General features: G+C 64.8%; 18 protein-coding genes. 16 read left to right on the top strand and 2 right to left on the bottom strand.

The window, feature by feature from the left end:
• The 5 genes from VH499_RS15195 to VH499_RS15175 form a co-directional block, all read left to right on the top strand.
• Positions 1-1,028: isovaleryl-CoA dehydrogenase (locus VH499_RS15195; protein ID WP_332053585.1), on the top strand; the 1,028-nt coding region annotated here is incomplete at its 5' end.
• 66 nt (positions 1,029-1,094) lie between these two features.
• Complete coding sequence (locus VH499_RS15190; RefSeq protein ID WP_332053584.1) at positions 1,095-1,718, top strand: TetR/AcrR family transcriptional regulator; 624 nt, start codon at positions 1,095-1,097, stop codon at positions 1,716-1,718.
• Complete coding sequence (locus VH499_RS15185; protein WP_332053583.1) at positions 1,715-3,250, top strand: acyl-CoA synthetase; 1,536 nt, start codon at positions 1,715-1,717, stop codon at positions 3,248-3,250. The genes VH499_RS15190 and VH499_RS15185 overlap by 4 nt, the downstream gene beginning before the upstream one ends.
• 7 nt (positions 3,251-3,257) lie before the next feature.
• A complete protein-coding gene (locus VH499_RS15180; RefSeq protein WP_332053582.1) occupies positions 3,258-3,932 on the top strand; it encodes a sulfite oxidase-like oxidoreductase in 675 nt (224 codons plus the stop codon).
• Positions 3,933-4,415 carry a glutathione peroxidase gene (locus tag VH499_RS15175; protein WP_332053581.1) on the top strand — a complete coding sequence of 161 codons (483 nt, stop codon included), beginning with the start codon at positions 3,933-3,935 and terminating at the stop codon, positions 4,413-4,415.
• Here the strand turns inward: VH499_RS15175 and VH499_RS15170 are convergent, their stop codons facing one another.
• Together VH499_RS15170 and VH499_RS15165 are read right to left on the bottom strand one after the other, a co-directional pair.
• A complete protein-coding gene (locus VH499_RS15170) occupies positions 4,416-5,066 on the bottom strand; it encodes a uracil-DNA glycosylase (protein ID WP_332053580.1) in 651 nt (216 codons plus the stop codon).
• A 10-nt stretch (positions 5,067-5,076) separates the two neighbouring features.
• Positions 5,077-5,700, bottom strand: coding sequence for an NYN domain-containing protein (locus tag VH499_RS15165; protein WP_332053579.1), 624 nt, complete (start codon positions 5,698-5,700; stop codon positions 5,077-5,079).
• Here VH499_RS15165 and folK point away from each other — a divergent pair.
• From folK to VH499_RS15110, 11 genes are all read left to right on the top strand, one after another.
• Complete coding sequence (gene folK, locus VH499_RS15160) at positions 5,699-6,358, top strand: 2-amino-4-hydroxy-6-hydroxymethyldihydropteridine diphosphokinase (protein ID WP_332053578.1); 660 nt, start codon at positions 5,699-5,701, stop codon at positions 6,356-6,358. The genes VH499_RS15165 and folK overlap by 2 nt on opposite strands.
• Before the next feature lie 69 nt (positions 6,359-6,427).
• A complete protein-coding gene (rpoZ, locus tag VH499_RS15155) occupies positions 6,428-6,790 on the top strand; it encodes a DNA-directed RNA polymerase subunit omega (RefSeq protein WP_414709790.1) in 363 nt (120 codons plus the stop codon).
• A gap of 88 nt (positions 6,791-6,878) precedes the next feature.
• Positions 6,879-9,050 (top strand): bifunctional (p)ppGpp synthetase/guanosine-3',5'-bis(diphosphate) 3'-pyrophosphohydrolase, encoded by a 2,172-nt coding sequence (locus tag VH499_RS15150; RefSeq protein WP_332053577.1) that lies wholly within the window; start codon positions 6,879-6,881, stop codon positions 9,048-9,050.
• 34 nt (positions 9,051-9,084) lie between these two features.
• Positions 9,085-9,837, top strand: a complete 753-nt coding sequence (locus tag VH499_RS15145; RefSeq protein WP_332053576.1) for a pyridoxine 5'-phosphate synthase — start codon at positions 9,085-9,087, stop codon at positions 9,835-9,837.
• Entirely contained in the window at positions 9,834-10,250 is a 417-nt protein-coding gene (gene acpS / locus VH499_RS15140; RefSeq protein WP_332053575.1) for a holo-ACP synthase, read from the top strand. Before VH499_RS15145 ends, acpS begins: the two co-directional genes overlap by 4 nt.
• Before the next feature lie 133 nt (positions 10,251-10,383).
• Complete coding sequence (lepB, locus tag VH499_RS15135; protein WP_332053574.1) at positions 10,384-11,205, top strand: signal peptidase I; 822 nt, start codon at positions 10,384-10,386, stop codon at positions 11,203-11,205.
• The gene (gene rnc / locus VH499_RS15130; protein ID WP_332053573.1) at positions 11,157-11,909 is read left to right on the top strand and encodes a ribonuclease III; all 753 of its coding nucleotides are present in this window, start codon (positions 11,157-11,159) and stop codon (positions 11,907-11,909) included. Before lepB ends, rnc begins: the two co-directional genes overlap by 49 nt.
• Positions 11,906-12,826 (top strand): GTPase Era, encoded by a 921-nt coding sequence (gene era, locus VH499_RS15125; protein WP_332053572.1) that lies wholly within the window; start codon positions 11,906-11,908, stop codon positions 12,824-12,826. Before rnc ends, era begins: the two co-directional genes overlap by 4 nt.
• Positions 12,827-12,952: 126 nt before the next feature.
• Positions 12,953-13,669 carry a DNA repair protein RecO gene (recO, locus tag VH499_RS15120; RefSeq protein ID WP_332053571.1) on the top strand — a complete coding sequence of 239 codons (717 nt, stop codon included), beginning with the start codon at positions 12,953-12,955 and terminating at the stop codon, positions 13,667-13,669.
• A gap of 53 nt (positions 13,670-13,722) precedes the next feature.
• Complete coding sequence (gene parC, locus VH499_RS15115) at positions 13,723-15,966, top strand: DNA topoisomerase IV subunit A (RefSeq protein WP_332053570.1); 2,244 nt, start codon at positions 13,723-13,725, stop codon at positions 15,964-15,966.
• Between the two features lie 4 nt (positions 15,967-15,970).
• A partial coding sequence (locus VH499_RS15110) for an undecaprenyl-diphosphate phosphatase (protein ID WP_332053569.1) occupies positions 15,971-16,614 on the top strand: 644 nt, incomplete at its 3' end.

Genomic DNA, 16,614 nt, shown 5'->3' with positions numbered 1-16,614 from the left:
TGTGGCCCCGCATGGGCGAGCTCGGCCTGCACGGCATCACCGTAGAGGAGGAATACGGCGGTTCCGGCCTGGGCTATCTCGAGCACGTCGTCGCCGTCGAGGAGATCAGCCGCGCCTCCGCCGCCGTCGGGCTGAGCTACGGCGCGCACTCCAACCTGTGCGTCAACCAGATCCGCCGCAACGGCACCGACGACCAGAAGCGCCGCTACCTGCCCAAGCTGGTCTCCGGCGAGCATGTCGGCAGCCTGGCGATGAGCGAAACCGGCGCCGGCTCGGACGTGGTGGGCATGAAGCTGCGCGCCGACAGGAAGGGTGACCGCTACGTGCTCAACGGCACCAAGATGTGGATCACCAACAGCCCCGACGCGCAGGTGGTCGTCACCTACGCCAAGACCGAGGCCAGCGCCGGCCCGCGCGGCATCACGGCCTTCATCGTCGAGACGGACCGCAAAGGCTTCAAGGTGGCACAGAAGCTCGACAAGATGGGCATGCGTGGCTCTTCCACCGGCGAACTCGTGTTCGAGGACTGCGAAATCCCCGCGGAAAATGTCCTCGGTGCGGTCGGCAAGGGTGTGAACGTGCTGATGAGCGGCCTCGACTACGAGCGTGCTGTGCTGGCGGCCGGCCCGCTCGGCATCATGCAGTCGGCGATGGATATCGCCGTGCCCTATGTCCACGAGCGCAAGCAGTTCGGCCAGGCCATCGGCGAGTTCCAACTCGTACAGGGCAAGCTTGCCGACATGTACACGACGATGAACGCCTGCAAGGCCTACGTGTATGCCGTAGCGAAGGCCTGCGACCGTGGTCAGACGACGCGCAAGGATGCGGCGGGGGCGATCCTCTATGCCGCCGAGAAGGCAACGCAAGTGGCGCTCGATGCAATCCAGCTCCTGGGTGGCAACGGCTACATCAACGACTATCCCACCGGACGCCTCTTGCGTGACGCCAAGCTCTACGAGATTGGCGCCGGCACGAGCGAAATCCGTCGTATGCTGATCGGCCGCGAGCTGTTCGCCGAGACGGCTTGAGCGTATTCCTCGCTGCGCGGCAGTTTGACCGCGGCGGGGTTTGCGTACACACTGTGTACGTAAATCATGCCGCGCTACCTCACAGAACAGGACATCGCCGACTTCCGCACCGAGCTGTGCAAGGTCGCGACCGAGCGCTTCGCGCGCTTCGGCTACGAGGGTGTCACCATGCGCCAGCTCGCCGAAGCACTGGGCTGCAGTCCCAAGACGCCATATCGCTACTTCAAGGACAAGGCCGACATCCTCGCGACCGTGCGCGCCCAAGCCTTTGGCCGATTCGCCGACGCCCTCGAGAAGGCGGCGGCGTCGGCGCCCGATCCGGCGAGCCGAGGGCGATCGGTCGGCGAGGCCTATCTCAATTTCGCGCTCAAGAATCCGCACGCTTACCGCATCATGTTCGATATCGATGCGCCGATAGACGACAATCATCCGGAGCTTGGTGCGCAAGCCGACAGGGCGGCACGCTTCATCACGCGCGGCGCCGAACAAATGGTCGAGGCGGGTGTGATAGACGTCGACCCGAAGCTGTTCGGCTGGACCATGTGGGCGGCGATCCACGGTATCGTGATGCTGCACCAGTCCGGCATGCTGGCACATGGGCCGGATTACAGGTCGCTGGCTGCCTTTCAGGGCTCGACGATGATGAAAGGAGCGGCGACGCCGGGCCGCAAGAAGGAGAGGAAGCAATGACAGCGGGCGTGACTTCAGGCGAGCGCTTCCGGAGCTGGGCCGACATCCAGGCCAATGCCGCGCGCGGCGCCGGCGGCCTCGCCAGACTGGGCGTCGGCGAGGACGACAGCGTCGCCCTGATGCTGCGCAACGACTTTGCGACCTTCGAGGTCAACATGGCGGCGGGGCAGCTCGGCGCCTATGCTGTGCCGATCAACTGGCACTTCACCGCCGAGGAGACCGGCTACATCTTGCGCGACTGCTCGGCCAAGGTGCTGGTAATCCACGCCGACCTGCTGGCCGCAGTTGCGTCGGGAGTCCCTGCGGGCGTCGAGGTCCTGGTCGTGCCGACGCCACTGGAAATCGGCGATGCCTATAACGTCCCTGGCGAGCGCCGGGAAGCGCCTGCTGGCCAACAGACGTGGGATTCGTTCGTCGCGGCGAGCGAGCCAGGCGCTGCGCCGCCCAAGCTCTCGCGCGGCAGCATGATCTACACCTCGGGCACGACCGGTCGGCCGAAGGGTGTGCGCCGCCAGCCCAGCACGCTCGAGTTGCAGGCGGCAGCGGCGGCAGAGGTCGGCCGCTATTGGGGCCTCGTGGCCGATCCCTCGATCGTCGTGATGATGAACGGGCCGATGTATCACTCGGCACCCGCGGCTTACGGCATGAGCAGTGCGCGGCTTGGTCTCCGCGTCGTATTGCAGCCGCGCTTCGAGGCCGAGGACATGCTGCGGCTGATCGACAGGCATCGCGTCAGTCATATGCATATCGTGCCTACCATGTTCGTGCGCCTGCTGCGCCTGCCGGCGGAGGTGCGCAAGCGGTATGATCTCTCCTCGCTGCGCTGGATCACCCACGGCGCCGCGCCGTGCGCACCCGCCGTGAAGCGCCGGATGATCGAGTGGTGGGGACCGGTCATCAACGAGTATTACGGTGCGACCGAGACCGGGATCGTGGTCTGGCACGATTCAGAAGAGGCGCTCAGGAAGCCCGGCACGGTGGGGCACGTCGTCGAGGGCGGGGTCCTGCGCATCGTCGACGAGCAGGGCCGGGATGTGAAGCGGGGCGAGGTCGGCGAGATCTACCTGCGTGGTCCGCATCTCTCCGAGTTCACCTACAACAACGACGACGCCAAGCGCCGCGAGGTGGCGCTTGGCGATCTCGTGACGGTGGGCGACGTCGGCTATCAGGATGCCGACGGCTACATCTTCCTGTGCGACCGCAAACGCGACATGATCATCTCCGGCGGCGTGAACATCTATCCGGCCGAGATCGAGTCGGTGCTGATCCAGATGCCGGGCGTGCGCGACTGCGCGGTGTTCGGTATTCCCGACGAGGAGTATGGCGAGCAGATCTGCGCCTATGTCGAGCCGTTGGCGGGCGCCGCGATCGATGGCGCGGCGGTGCGCGTCTTCCTCGGTGAGCATTTGGCGCGCTACAAGGTGCCGAAGGTGGTCGAATTCAGCGCCGCGCTGCCGCGCGAGGATTCGGGCAAGATCTTCAAACGCAAGCTTCGCGCCCCATATTGGGCGAGGGCGGGGCGCAGCATCTGAGGACGCGATGGCCGACGACGGCGTAACTCTCTTCGGCAAACTCAAGAACAAGCTGATCGACACCAAGCAGAAATGGGCCGAGGACGGCCGTCTGCTCACCGGCGAGGCCGCTGCGCCGAGCCAGCGCCTGCCGCCCGGCCAGCGCAAGGTCGACAACTGGCCTGTCCTCGACCTCGGAATCCAGCCGGAGATTCCGATCCATGCCTGGCGCCTGTTCGTCGACGGCGAAGTGGAGCATCCGGCAAACTGGAAATGGGGCGAGTTCACGGACCTGCCAAGGACAACGCTCGCGACCGACATTCATTGCGTTACGGCCTGGTCGCGCTATGACAACGGATGGGAGGGCGTGAGCGCGCGCGAACTAATCGCGCGGGTCAAGCCCAAGGCCGAGGCAAGGCACGTCGTCTTCCACTGCTACGACACCTACACGACCAACGTGCCGCTCGCCGATTTCGCGGCCGAGGACGTCCTGCTGGCCTGGAGCTGGAACGGCGAGGCGATCAGCCGGGAACATGGCGGTCCGTTGCGCGTCGTAATCCCGAAGCTCTACTTCTGGAAGAGCGCCAAGTGGATCAAGCGCATCGAATTCTCCGTGCTCGACAAGCCCGGCTTCTGGGAAGTGCGCGGCTACCACAATCATGGCGATCCCTGGCGCGAGCAGCGTTACGACGAGGAGGCGTGAATGGCATCGGCGCATGACTTCACCTTCACCACCATCGACAACAAGCCGCTCGACATGAAGAGCTTTGCCGGCAAGCCGGTATTGCTCGTGAATGTCGCCTCTTTCTGCGGGTTCACTCCGCAATATGCGGAACTGCAGAAGTTGCACGAGACCTATGGTCCCAAGGGCCTCGTCGTGGTGGGGGTACCGTCCAACGATTTCGGCGCGCAGGAGCCCAAGACCGAGCCCGAGATCGCTGCGTTCTGCGAGAACAACTACGGCGTCACCTTCCCCATGACCTCAAAGCAGAAGGTGGTCGGCATGGACGCGCACGGCCTCTACCAATGGATTTCCGGCGAGGCCGGCGAGGCCGCCACCCCCAAGTGGAACTTCCACAAGTATCTGATCGACAGGAACGGCCAGCTTGTCGGCTCGTGGCCGAGCAAGGTCGGCCCACTATCGCCGGAGATCACCGGTGCGGTGCAAATGGCCTTGGCCGGCTGATCAGCTTCCCAACATCTGTCGGATCTTCCCAAACACGGCGTGGAACATCTCGGTCGTGAGCCGCCCGGTATTCGTGTTGTAGCGCGAGCAATGATAGCTGTCGGCGAGCTGCAGGCCGATAGGCAGATCATGTATCCGGCCGTGGACGAAGGGATAGGCGCCGGCCGGCCGAACCGTCAGGGCGCGCAGGACCTGGTCGTGGGCTCCTTTGCCCAGTGCCAGGATCGCCTTCAGCTTGGGCATGACGGCAAGCTCGGCCTGCAGGAAAGGGCGGCAGGCGGTGAATTCGGTCGGCAGCGGCTTGTTCTCGGGTGGCAGGCAGCGCACCGCGTTGGCGATGCGGCAGTCGACGAGGCGCAGCCCGTCGGTCGGATCGGCCCGGTAGCTGCCCTGGGCAAAGCCGAACTCCAGCAGCGTGGCGTAGAGAAGTTCGCCGGCGTAGTCGCCGGTGAATGGCCGGCCGGTGCGGTTGGCGCCTCTCATGCCAGGCGCGAGACCGACGATCAGAAGGCGCGCTTCGAGATCGCCGAACGAGCGGACGGGAGCATTGCCCCAGTCCGGAAACCTGGCCTGCAGCTCGTGGCGAAAGGCCACGAGCCTTGGGCAGCGCGGACAGTCGCGCGGCGGCTCGTCGAAACGCGGAGCAGCCACAGCGTCGTGGTTAGGCCGTGCGCATCAGATGTTCGTGCGGACCGTCCTCGAGCGAGTCATTGGTGCTGGGAGCGGCCGCCGGCCGCGCCGCCCGCTCTGACGGATTGCGTGCAATCAACGGGGCGAGCTCCGACAGCTCGATGAAGTCGTCGGCCTGACGCCGCAGTTCGTCGGCCACCATTGGCGGCGCCGACTTGATGGTGCTCACCACCGAGACCCGCAGGCCCTTGCGCTGCACGGCCTCGACGAGGCGCCGGAAGTCGCCGTCGCCCGAGAACAGGATCACGTGGTCGAGATGCTCGGCCATTTCCAGCACGTCGATGGCCAGCTCGATGTCCATGTTGCCCTTGATCTTGCGGCGGCCCATGGCATCGGTGAATTCCTTGGTCGGCTTGGTGACCATGGTGTAGCCGTTGTAGTCCAGCCAATCGATCAGGGGCCGGATCGGCGAATACTCCTGATCCTCGACAAGAGCGGTATAGTAATAAGCGCGGACCAGCCGGCCCTTCTCGCGAAACACCTTGAGAAGGCGGCGGTAGTCGATGTCGAAGCCGAGCGCACGCGCGGCCGAATAGAGATTGGCGCCGTCGATAAAGAGCGCGACGCGCTCGTTCTCGTAAAAATTGCCTTTCATGGCGATTATCCTTTTGTTCAATATACGCAGAGGGAGCGAACGAAATTATAAGCAACAGGAGCACAGTAATCCACACCGCTCCTGCATCGCTTTAAGTTTAGGGCATTATCCCATTGATCACAACAGGTTAAAGGAAGGGCCTGTGACATTTTTGGGGCCAAAGGGCATCTATATCGGCGTGGGTGGCAATCTTGCCCATCCCCAATTTGGCCCACCCAGAGCGACTTTGGAAGCCGCTTTGCGCGACCTGGAGCGGCGAGGCAGCCATTTGGAGCGCCTGTCGCCATGGTACCGTAGTTCTCCCATTCCGGCTTCCGATCAGCCTTGGTATCTGAACGCCGTGGCGAGAATCGCCACAAGCCTGCCTGCCGATGCCCTTCTGGCCCGGCTGCATGCCGTCGAGGAGGCCTTCGGGCGGGTCCGATCGGTGGCCAACGCCGCCCGGACTATCGACTTGGATTTGCTGGATTTTAGGGGGGAAGTCGCGGCCGGCGGCCCGGGAAAAGCGACCCTTCCCCATCCCCGGCTCAGCGGGCGCGCCTTTGTGCTGCGCCCCTTGGCGGACCTGGCGCCCGATTGGCGCCACCCGGTCAGCGGGATCTCGATCGATGCCCTGGTGGCCGCCTTGCCTCCAAACCAACTGATCGAGAGGCTTTGATTGCCGTCCCACTTGTGTTTTGGCGGGGCGCGCGTATAACGCGCGGCTCCCGGGAAAACAGAGGTCTCCATGGCGCGTGTCACCGTCGAAGACTGCATTCTGCAGGTGCCCAACCGTTTCGAGCTCGTCATGTACGCGGCCCAGCGGGCACGCGATATTTCGGCCGGCGCCCAGATCACGGTCGACCGCGACCGCGACAAGAACCCCGTCGTGGCGTTGCGCGAAATCGCCGAGACCAAGCTCGACCAGAGCCAGCTCAAGGATTCGTTGATCTCGGGCATGCAGAAGCATGCCGACATCGACAAGCCCGAGGAGGTCAACGAAATGGCCGAACTCGAGCAGGAACTGGCGGCCGCGCTTGCTCAGGGCGGCGCCGAAGCGGCGCAGCCCAAGGCGCTTCCCATGGCCGAGGAAGACGACATCACGGAGTAGGCACGCCAACCCTAGCAGGGCTCAGCCCTGCTATTCGTGCAAACAGCATAGAGCCGACGCAATCGGCCCCATATAATGGGTGATTGCGATGATTCGGCAGTTCGAACTGGTTGAACGCGTGCAGTCCTACGATCCGGAGGCGGATGAGGACATGCTGAATCGCGCCTACGTCTACGGGCTCAAGAAGCACGGCACCCAGCTGCGGGCGTCCGGGGATCCTTATTTTTCTCACCCTGTCGAGGTGGCCGGCATTCTGGCCGAGATGCGGCTCGACACGTCTTCGATCGTTACCGGCCTGTTGCATGACACGATCGAGGATACCGACGCCACGCGGGAGGAGATCGCGGGCATATTCGGCGAGGACATCGCTCGTCTGGTCGATGGCGTCACCAAGCTGTCGCGCCTGGAGGTGCAGTCGGAGACCACGAAGGAAGCCGAGAACCTGCGCAAGCTCGTGCTCGCCATGTCGTCGGACATCCGCGTCCTCCTGGTGAAGCTCGCCGACCGCCTGCACAACATGCGGACACTGAAGCACATCAAGGACCCGGCACGGCGCCGCCGCATCGCCCGCGAGACCATGGACATCTATGCGCCGCTCGCCTCGCGCATCGGCATGGAGAACGTCAAGCGCGAACTGGAGGAGCTGGCCTTCGCCGAGCTCAATCCGGACGGCCGCGCTTCGGTTCTCGCCCGCTTGGGATATCTCAAGGAAAAAGGCGAGCAGATAGTCCCTCAGATCGAGGCCGAGCTGACGCAAACCCTGAAGGAAGGCGGGCTCGAGGGGCAGGTCTCGGGCCGCGAGAAGACGCCCTATTCGATCTGGCGCAAGATGCAGCAGAAGAACGTGTCGTTCGAGCAGCTCGCCGATATCATGGCCTTCCGCATCATCGTCGCCGACGCGGCGCAATGCTATCAGGCGCTCGGTCTGCTGCACAGCCGCTATCAGGTACTGCCGCAGCGCTTCAAGGATTACATCTCGGTGCCCAAGCCCAACGGCTATCGCTCGTTGCACACGGGCGTGATCGGCCCGCTCGGCCAGCGCATCGAGATCCAGATCCGCACCGCCGAAATGCAGGACCAGGCCGAGCGCGGCGTCGCCGCCCATTGGATCTACAAGCAGGGCGGGCCGTCGACCGACGCACCGCAATATGCCTGGTTGCGCAGCCTGATCGAGATCCTCGACAAGGCGCCCAATGCCGAGGAGTTCCTCGAACACACCAAGCTCGAGATGTTTCAGGACCAGGTGTTCTGCTTCACGCCCAAGGGCAAGCTGATCGCGCTGCCACGCGGCGCGACGCCGATCGATTTCGCCTATGCCGTCCACAGCCAGGTCGGCGACACCTGTGTCGGAGCCAAGATCAACGGCCGCATGCTGCCGCTGAGGACGCAGTTGTCCAATGGCGATCAGATCGAGATCGTGACCTCCAAGGCGCAGACGCCGTCACCCACCTGGGAGCGTTTTGCCGTCACCGGCAAGGCCAAGGCCGCAATCCGCCGCTTCATCCGCACACGGCAGCGCGAGCAATACGTGCAGCTCGGCCGGTCGCTCCTCGACAAGGCGTTCCATGAGGAGGGTTATGAGGCCACCGAGAAGGGCCTTGCCGACGTGAAGGCGAACTTCAAGCAGGCGACCACCGACGATCTGGTCGCGGCGGTCGGCGCCGGCTTGATCGGCGCGCGCGAGGTGCTGATCGCGGTCTATCCCGGACTGAAGCAGAAGCAGCAGCGCAAGAGCGGCGCCGATGTCGTGCCGATCTCCCGGGCACGCAACAAGGCGGCGAAGGCGCGCGAGAGCAAGAGGGAATCGAGCCAGATCGCCATTACCGGCCTCATCCCTGGCATGGCCGTCCATTTTGCCCGCTGCTGCCATCCGCTGCCGGGCGATCGCATCGTCGGTATCATCACCACCGGCAAAGGCGTCACGATCCATACGATCGACTGCGCGACGCTCGAGAGCTTCTCCGATGCGCCGGAGCGCTGGATCGATGTCGGCTGGGATGCCGTCGGAGAGGGCGAGGCGGCTTACACCGGGCGTCTCAAGATCACCGTCGCCAACCAGCCGGGCAGCCTGTCCAGCCTGTCGACCGTGATCGCGCGGCACGAGGGCAATATCTCCAATCTCCGCATCGTCAACCGGTCGATGGATTTTTTCGATATGGTGATCGATGTCGAGGTGGCCGACGTGAAGCACCTCGCCGATATCACGGCGGCATTGCGCGCCACTCCCGCCATCAACGCCGTCGAGCGCGCCCGCAACTGAAACCTGCCGCATCCAGCAAGAACCAAAGCCCTTTATGCCCGCTCTTCCTCCCCTGCGCCTCGGAGTGAACATCGATCACGTCGCCACCGTGCGCAACGCACGGGGTGGCAAGCTGCCTGACCCGCTGCGGGCGGCCGCGATCGCCGCGGCGGCCGGCGCCGACGGCATCACGGCCCACTTGCGCGAGGATCGTCGCCACATCGTCGATGGCGATATTGAAGGCTTGACGCGCGAGCTCAAGATTCCGCTCAACCTCGAGATGGCGGCGACACCCGAGATGATCGGCATCGCGGTCGGCCACCGCCCGCATGCCGCCTGCCTCGTGCCGGAAAAGCGCGAGGAGCGGACCACGGAAGGCGGCCTCGATGCGGCCGGGCAGCACAACCATCTGAAGCCGCTGGTCGCGCGCCTGCGCGACGCCGGCATCCGCGTCTCGCTTTTCATCGAGGCTGATCCGCGCCAGCTCGACGCCGCCGTGGCCCTGGGCGCCCCTGTGGTGGAACTGCATACCGGACGGTACTGTGAGCTAGAAGGCGCGGCGCAGAATGCCGAGCTCGCTCGCCTGCGGAAGGCGGCGGCGCTGTGCGGCAAGCTCGGCCTGGAGTGCCACGCCGGCCATGGCTTGAGCTACGCGAACGTCGGCCCGGTGGCGGCGATCCCCGAAGTGCGCGAACTCAATATCGGCCACTTCCTCGTCGGCGAGGCGATTTTCGTCGGTCTCGAGAAGGCCATCCTGGAGATGCGGCGGCTGATGGACGAGGCACGCGCGGCAGGGCAGGCGGCGTGATCATCGGCATCGGCAACGATCTGGTCGACATAAGGCGCATCGAGAAATCGCTCGAGCGGTTCGGCGACCGCTTCATCCAGCGTATCTTCACCGAGACCGAACAAAGACGCTCCGAAGGCCGCGCGACGCGGGCGGCGAGCTATGCCAAACGCTTCGCGGCCAAGGAGGCCTGCTCCAAGGCGTTGGGCACGGGCCTTCGGCGGGGCGTCTTCTGGCGCGACATGGGTGTGACCAATCTCAAAGGCGGCAAGCCCACCTTGGCCCTCACGGGCGGTGCGCTGGCACGCCTCAAGGAGATCACGCCCGCCGGAATGTCGCCGCAAATCGACGTGACTTTGACCGACGAATTCCCCTTGGCACAGGCCTTTGTGATCATTTCGGCCGTTCCCGGGCAGGGCGAACAGGCAACTTGATGAAGCTGCGCCTCGCATTGCCCGGCGATGAAGCCGAAGCGGGCGACCTTCATTGTTCCCATGCGGCGTCGGGAGACGGAGACAGCGCCTTTCCGCCCTGCTATAGGCGCGGCTCGTCCAAACTGGAACGGCGATGACGGAAGTGGCGGAACGGCGCAAACGAGGACAGGAAAAGACCGGCGGCTTGGGCGAAACCGTCCGCACGGTCGTCTATGCCGTGCTGATCGCGTTGGTGGTGCGCACCTTCGTGATCGAGCCGTTCAACATTCCGTCCGGATCGATGATCCCGACCCTTCTCGTCGGGGACTATCTCTTCGTTTCCAAGTTCTCCTACGGCTACAGCAAGCACTCGTTCCCGTTCTCGCTCGGCCTGTTCTCGGGCCGCATCTTCTTCCATTCGCCCAAGCGCGGCGACGTCGCCGTGTTCAAGTATCCGGGCGACCAGGGCCAGGGGTTCAACCGGACCGACTACATCAAGCGCATCGTCGGACTTCCCGGCGATCGCATCCAGGTCACGAATGGTGTGCTCCATATCAACGGTGTTGCGGTCAAGCGAGAACGTATCGGCGAGTACGCGAAGGGTGGCGGCAGCTACCAGAAGGGCATGCTCTATCGCGAGACGATGCCGGACGGACCGACCTACACGGTGTTGCAGTACTCTGACAGCGGGCCGTCAGACAATACTCCGGAATTTCTGGTGCCCGCGAACAGCTACTTCGTCATGGGCGACAATCGCGACGATTCGCTCGACAGCCGCACGCGGCTTATGCTGCGCGACATCAGCGGAGCGCCGCGCGAGCGCGATCAACTCGGCTGGTACGTACCGGCCGAGAACCTCGTGGGTCGTGCCGAGTTCATCTTCTTCTCCCACGACCCGTCGGAAGCGGGTTGGTCGGAACCTTGGAAATGGCCTGTGGCGATCCGCTTCAGCCGCTTCTTCAGGGCGATCCACTGACGCCGAGCGACGTCGAACTGGCGGCGCTGACGAAGGGGATCGGGCACGTCTTTGCGCGTCCCGAACTGGCCGCCGAGGCGCTGACGCACCGCAGCGCGCTCGACCGGCACCCCGCGCTGAAGGCGGCTTTTCCCCATGGCAACGAGCGTCTTGAATTCCTCGGCGACCGCGTGTTGTCCCTCGCGATGGCCGATCTTCTGCTGCACCGGTACCCGCGCGAGCGCGAAGGCGGATTGGCGAGGCGGCATGCTGCCCTCGTGCGCGCCGAGACATTGGTCGAAATCGCCGAGGGGATCGGCCTCGGTGTCCACATTCGTTTGGCCGACTCCGAGCGCGCCCAGAAAGGCGGCGTGAGGGCCAATATCCTGGCCGACACCCTGGAAGCGCTCCTGGGCGCGGTCTTCCTGGATGCCGGCTTCGCCGCGGCTGCGGGCTGCGTCGAAGCGCTGTGGGGTGATCGGATCGCGAGCCAGGCGACGGCGCCGCGCGATGCCAAGACCGCGTTGCAGGAATGGGCGCAGGCCCGCCGGCTACCGCTGCCGGCCTATCGCGAGGTCGGCCGCGAAGGGCCGCCTCATGCGCCGGTCTTCCTGGTCGACGTAGCGGTCAAGGGCCACGCCTCCGGCCGGGGAAGAGGCGGCAGCAAGCGCGAGGCCGAGCGTCTGGCGGCGGAGGCCCTGCTCGAGCAACTCGACCGGCGATGACCAGGCCTGCGACCCGCGCCGGCTTCGTCGCCATCGTCGGCGCGCCCAATGCCGGCAAGTCGACGCTGGTCAACGCCCTGGTCGGCGCGAAGGTGAGCATCGTTTCGCCCAAGGTCCAGACGACGCGCATGCGCGTGATCGGCATCACCATGACCGACCTCGCCGACGGCACACGTGCCCAGGTCGTGCTGGTCGACACGCCGGGCATCTTCCGTGTCGCCAGGCGTCGCCTGGAGCGGGCCATGGTGGCGGCGGCATGGCAGGGCGCGGAAGATGCCGACGCCCTCGCGTTAGTCGTCGACGCCGAACGCGGAATAGGCGACGAGACGCGGGCCATTGCCGAGAAGCTGAAGCAGTCGCGCGTCCGCCGCTACCTCGTCCTGAACAAGATTGACCTGGTACCACGCGAGAAATTGCTGGGTCTTACCGGCGAGCTCAATGCGCTCCTGCCGTTCGAGCACACCTTCATGGTGAGTGCCCTGAAGCGGGACGGTGTCGCCGATGTGCTGGCAGTCCTGGCGGCGGGCTTGCCAGCGGGTCCCTTCCTCTATCCCGAAGACCAGGCTGCCGACCTGCCGATGCGTCTGCTGGCGGCCGAGGTCACCCGTGAGCAGGTCTTCCTGCAGCTTCATCAGGAGCTGCCCTACGAGGCCACGGTCGAAACGGACAAGTGGGAGGAGGGGGGCGACAGCTCGGTGCGCATCGAGCAAACGATCCATGTACAACGCGAGGGCCAGCGCGCCATCGTGCTCGGCAGGGGCGGCGCACGCATCAAGCAGATCGGCGCGCGAGCACGGCACGAGCTTGCCCACATCCTGGAGCGGCCGGTCCATCTCTTCCTGCATGTCAAGGTGAGCGAGCGCTGGGCCGAGGATCCCGCGCACTATCGCACCATAGGTCTCGACTACGAGCCGTGATCTCTCTTCCCATTCCGAGGAAGCGTCGCCGTTCGTCGCCTTTGGCGACGAAAGCATTATCCCTCGGCCTGCGGCGTGGGCACGTCCTCATTTGAACGGGAAGAGAAAGCGGGTCATACCCGACACATGGAATGGAAGGACCGCGCGGTCGTGCTCGGCAGCAGGCCCCATGGCGAGACCGGGCTGGTGGTCTCGCTCCTGACGCGCGATCACGGCCGGCATGCCGGCTTCATTCATGGCGGTGTCTCGCGCAAGGCGAGGCCGATCTGGCAGCCGGGCAATGTCGTCGATGTCGAATGGCGGGCGCGGCTCGCCGAGCAGCTCGGGAACTTCACCGGCGAGCTGCGCGAGCCGCACGCTGCGCGCGCCCTCGATGACGCGGTCGAGTTGGCGGGCCTTGCGGCGGCTTGCGCCGTCGTCGATGCGGCCTTGCCCGAGCGCGAGCCGCATCCGGCGATATTCGACGGCTTCCAGGCCTTTCTCGCTGCGCTCGGCCACACGGGCTGGCCCCTCATATACGTGAAGCTCGAGATCGGCCTTCTGCAGGAGCTGGGCTTCGGGCTCGACCTCGCGAAGTGCGCAGTCTCGGGTGCCTCCGAGGATCTCGCCTATGTTTCGCCCAAGACAGGGCGGGCCGTGTCGCGCACCGCGGCCGAGCCCTACAGGGAAAGGCTGCTTGCCCTACCGGCGTTTCTGTCCACCGGCAGATTACCGGAAGATGACGACGAGCTGCGTCAGGGCCTCGATTTGACGGGCTATTTCCTCGAGCGGCATGTGTTTTGGCCGCACAACAAGCCCTTGCCTCCCGCCCGGTCGAGATTTAAGGAAGCGCTGCACCGCTAGAACAATGACGGCTGCGGCGTCGATCGCGGCCGCTCCCCTCTACGTTCCGATCGATGGCCAAACGCAGCACCAACGTCATTCCGCTCGCCACCGTGAAGCCGGTGCAATTCGGACAGGCGCTCCAGGAGCGCTATCTGTCCTACGCGCTGTCGACGATCATGGCGCGCTCACTGCCCGATGTGCGCGACGGCCTCAAGCCCGTTCATCGGCGGCTGCTTTATGCGATGCGGCAGCTTCGACTCGATCCGAACAGCGCCTTCAAGAAGAGTGCGCGCGTGGTGGGCGACGTCATCGGCCAGTACCACCCGCACGGCGACCAGTCGATCTACGACGCATTGGTGCGCCTCGCACAGGAATTCTCGGTCCGTTATCCACTGATCGAGGGGCAGGGGAATTTCGGCAATATCGACGGCGATAACCCGGCCGCCATGCGCTACACGGAGGCACGCCTCACGGCGGTAGCCGAAGCCCTGTTGACCGGCATCGACGAGAACGCCGTCGATTTCCGGCCGAACTACGACGGCTCCGCCCAGGAGCCGATCGTGCTGCCTGGCGGCTTTCCCAACCTTCTCGCCAATGGCGCGGCCGGCATCGCCGTCGGCATGGCGACGTCGATCCCGCCGCACAATGCCAGCGATCTATGCGATGCGCTGCTGCACTTGATCCGCACGCCCAATGCGCGCATCGAAACACTGGTCGATCTGGTGAGGGGGCCGGACTTCCCGACCGGCGGTCTGCTGGTCGAGCCGCGCGACTCCATCGTCGAAGCCTACCGGACCGGCCGCGGCGCGTTCCGCCTGCGTGCACGCTGGATCAGGGAGGAGTTGCCGCGCGGCCAGTACCGAATCATCGTCACCGAGATTCCGTATCAGGTTCAGAAGGGCAAGCTGATCGAACGCATTGCCGAGATCATCAATGCCAAGAAGTTGCCCATCCTCGAGGACGTGCGAGACGAATCGGCGGAGGACGTGCGCATCGTGCTAGATCCGCGGACCGGCAACGTGCCGGCCGAGCTCCTGATGGAGCAGCTCTTCAGGCTGACCGATCTCGAGACCCGCTTCCCGTTGAACCTCAACGTTCTCGACAAGGACAACACGCCTCGGGTGATGGACCTGCGCCAAGCGTTGCAGGCTTTCCTCGACCATCGCCGCGAAGTACTGGTCCGACGGTCGACCTTCCGGTTGGCCGAGATCGAGCGCCGGCTGGAGATTCTCGATGGCTATCTGGTTGCCTATCTCAATCTCGACCGACTGATCAAGATCATCCGCGAGGAGGACGAGCCCAAGCCGAAGATGATCAGGGCTTTCAGGCTGACCGATCTGCAGGCCGAGGCGATCCTCAACATGCGGCTGCGCGCCCTGCGCCGGCTGGAAGAGTTCGAGATCAAGGGCGAGCACAAGAAGCTTACCGTCGAGCGCAAGGAGCTGAAGGCGCTTCTCAAGGAGGAGAAGCTGCAGTGGCAGGCTATTTCGGCCGAGGTGCAGGAGATCAAGGCCAAGTTCGGCTCCAAGACGGCCCTCGGCAAGCGCCGGACGGAACTTGCCGACGCGCCGGCCGAGGTCGAGCATGCCGTCGAGGACTTCGTGGAGCGCGAGCCGGTCACGGTGCTGCTGTCCGACAAAGGCTGGATTCGCGCCGCCAAAGGACATCTGGATGAGAAGGCGGCCGCCGAGCTCAAGTACAAGGAAGGCGATCAGCCGAAGTTCGCGGTGCATGCGCAGTCGATCGACAAGATCCTGGTATTCGCGACCAACGGCCGATTCTATACCCTGCCGTGCGATCGCCTCCCGAGCGCCCGCGGCCACGGCGAGCCGCTGCGTCTGATGATCGAGCTCGGCAACGAGCAGGACATCGTCCAGTTCGAGGTGTTGAAAGGCGGCCGCAAATTCCTGGTCGCGTCTGACGCCGGTCGCGGCTTCGTCGTGCCCGAAGACGAGGTCGTGGCCCACACCAAGAACGGCAAGCAGGTGCTGAACCTTACGGACGAGGAGAAGGCCGTTGCCTTTTCAGTCGTGCCCGACGGCTCCGACTCCATCGCAGCCTTGAGCAAGGGCCGCAAGCTCCTGATTTTTCCGCTCGAGCAGGTGCCGGAAATGGGGCGGGGTCGAGGGGTGCTGCTGCAGAAGTCGAAGGCCGACCAGCTTTCGGACGCGCAGGCCTTCCGGCTATCCGATGGCCTGCCGTGGGCCGGCCGGACCATCGCGGCTGCCGAGCTCAAGTTTTGGCGCGGCGAGCGGGCACAGGCGGGTCGCATGCCGGAAAAGGGCTGGCCACGCGCGAAGCGCTTCAGGGACTGACCAGATGGATCTGGCGCTGATCTGGAAGACGCTCGTGATCGGCGTCATCGAGGGCCTTACCGAGTTCCTGCCGGTGTCCTCGACCGGGCATATCGTCCTTGCCGAGGTCGTCCTCGACTTCAAGGGCCCGCCCGGCAAGGTGTTCGACATCGTGATCCAGCTTGGCGCGATCCTGGCCGTGTGCGTGCTCTATCGCGTCAAGATCGTTGCCACCGTGATTGGCGCGATCAACCGCGAGCCGCGGGCATTGCACTTCGCCGGCGCGGTTCTCGTCGCCTTCCTGCCCGCGGCGGTGATCGGCGTGATCGCCTTCAAGTACATCAAGCAGCTTCTCGACAATCCCATGGTGGTGGCAGTCGCGCTGGTCGTGGGAGGGATCGCAATCCTCGTGATCGAGCGGCTGGCTCAGCGGCCACGCGTCAAGTCGGTGGACGACATCGATTTCAAGACCTCGTTCTGGATCGGGGCTTGCCAGTGCCTGGCGATGTGTCCGGGCGTCTCGCGCTCTGGCGCCACGATCATGGGCGCGCGAGCTTTCCGCGTGGACCGTGCGACCGCGGCGGAATTTTCTTTCTTCCTCGCCATGCCGACCATGATCGGGGCGTCGGTCTACGACCTTTACCGGAACTGGGGCGATCTGAGCTGGCA

Source organism: Reyranella sp., from assembly GCF_036558665.1.
Classification (GTDB): Bacteria; Pseudomonadota; Alphaproteobacteria; order Reyranellales; family Reyranellaceae; genus Reyranella.
This window is presented reverse-complemented; position numbering and strand designations above follow the sequence as displayed.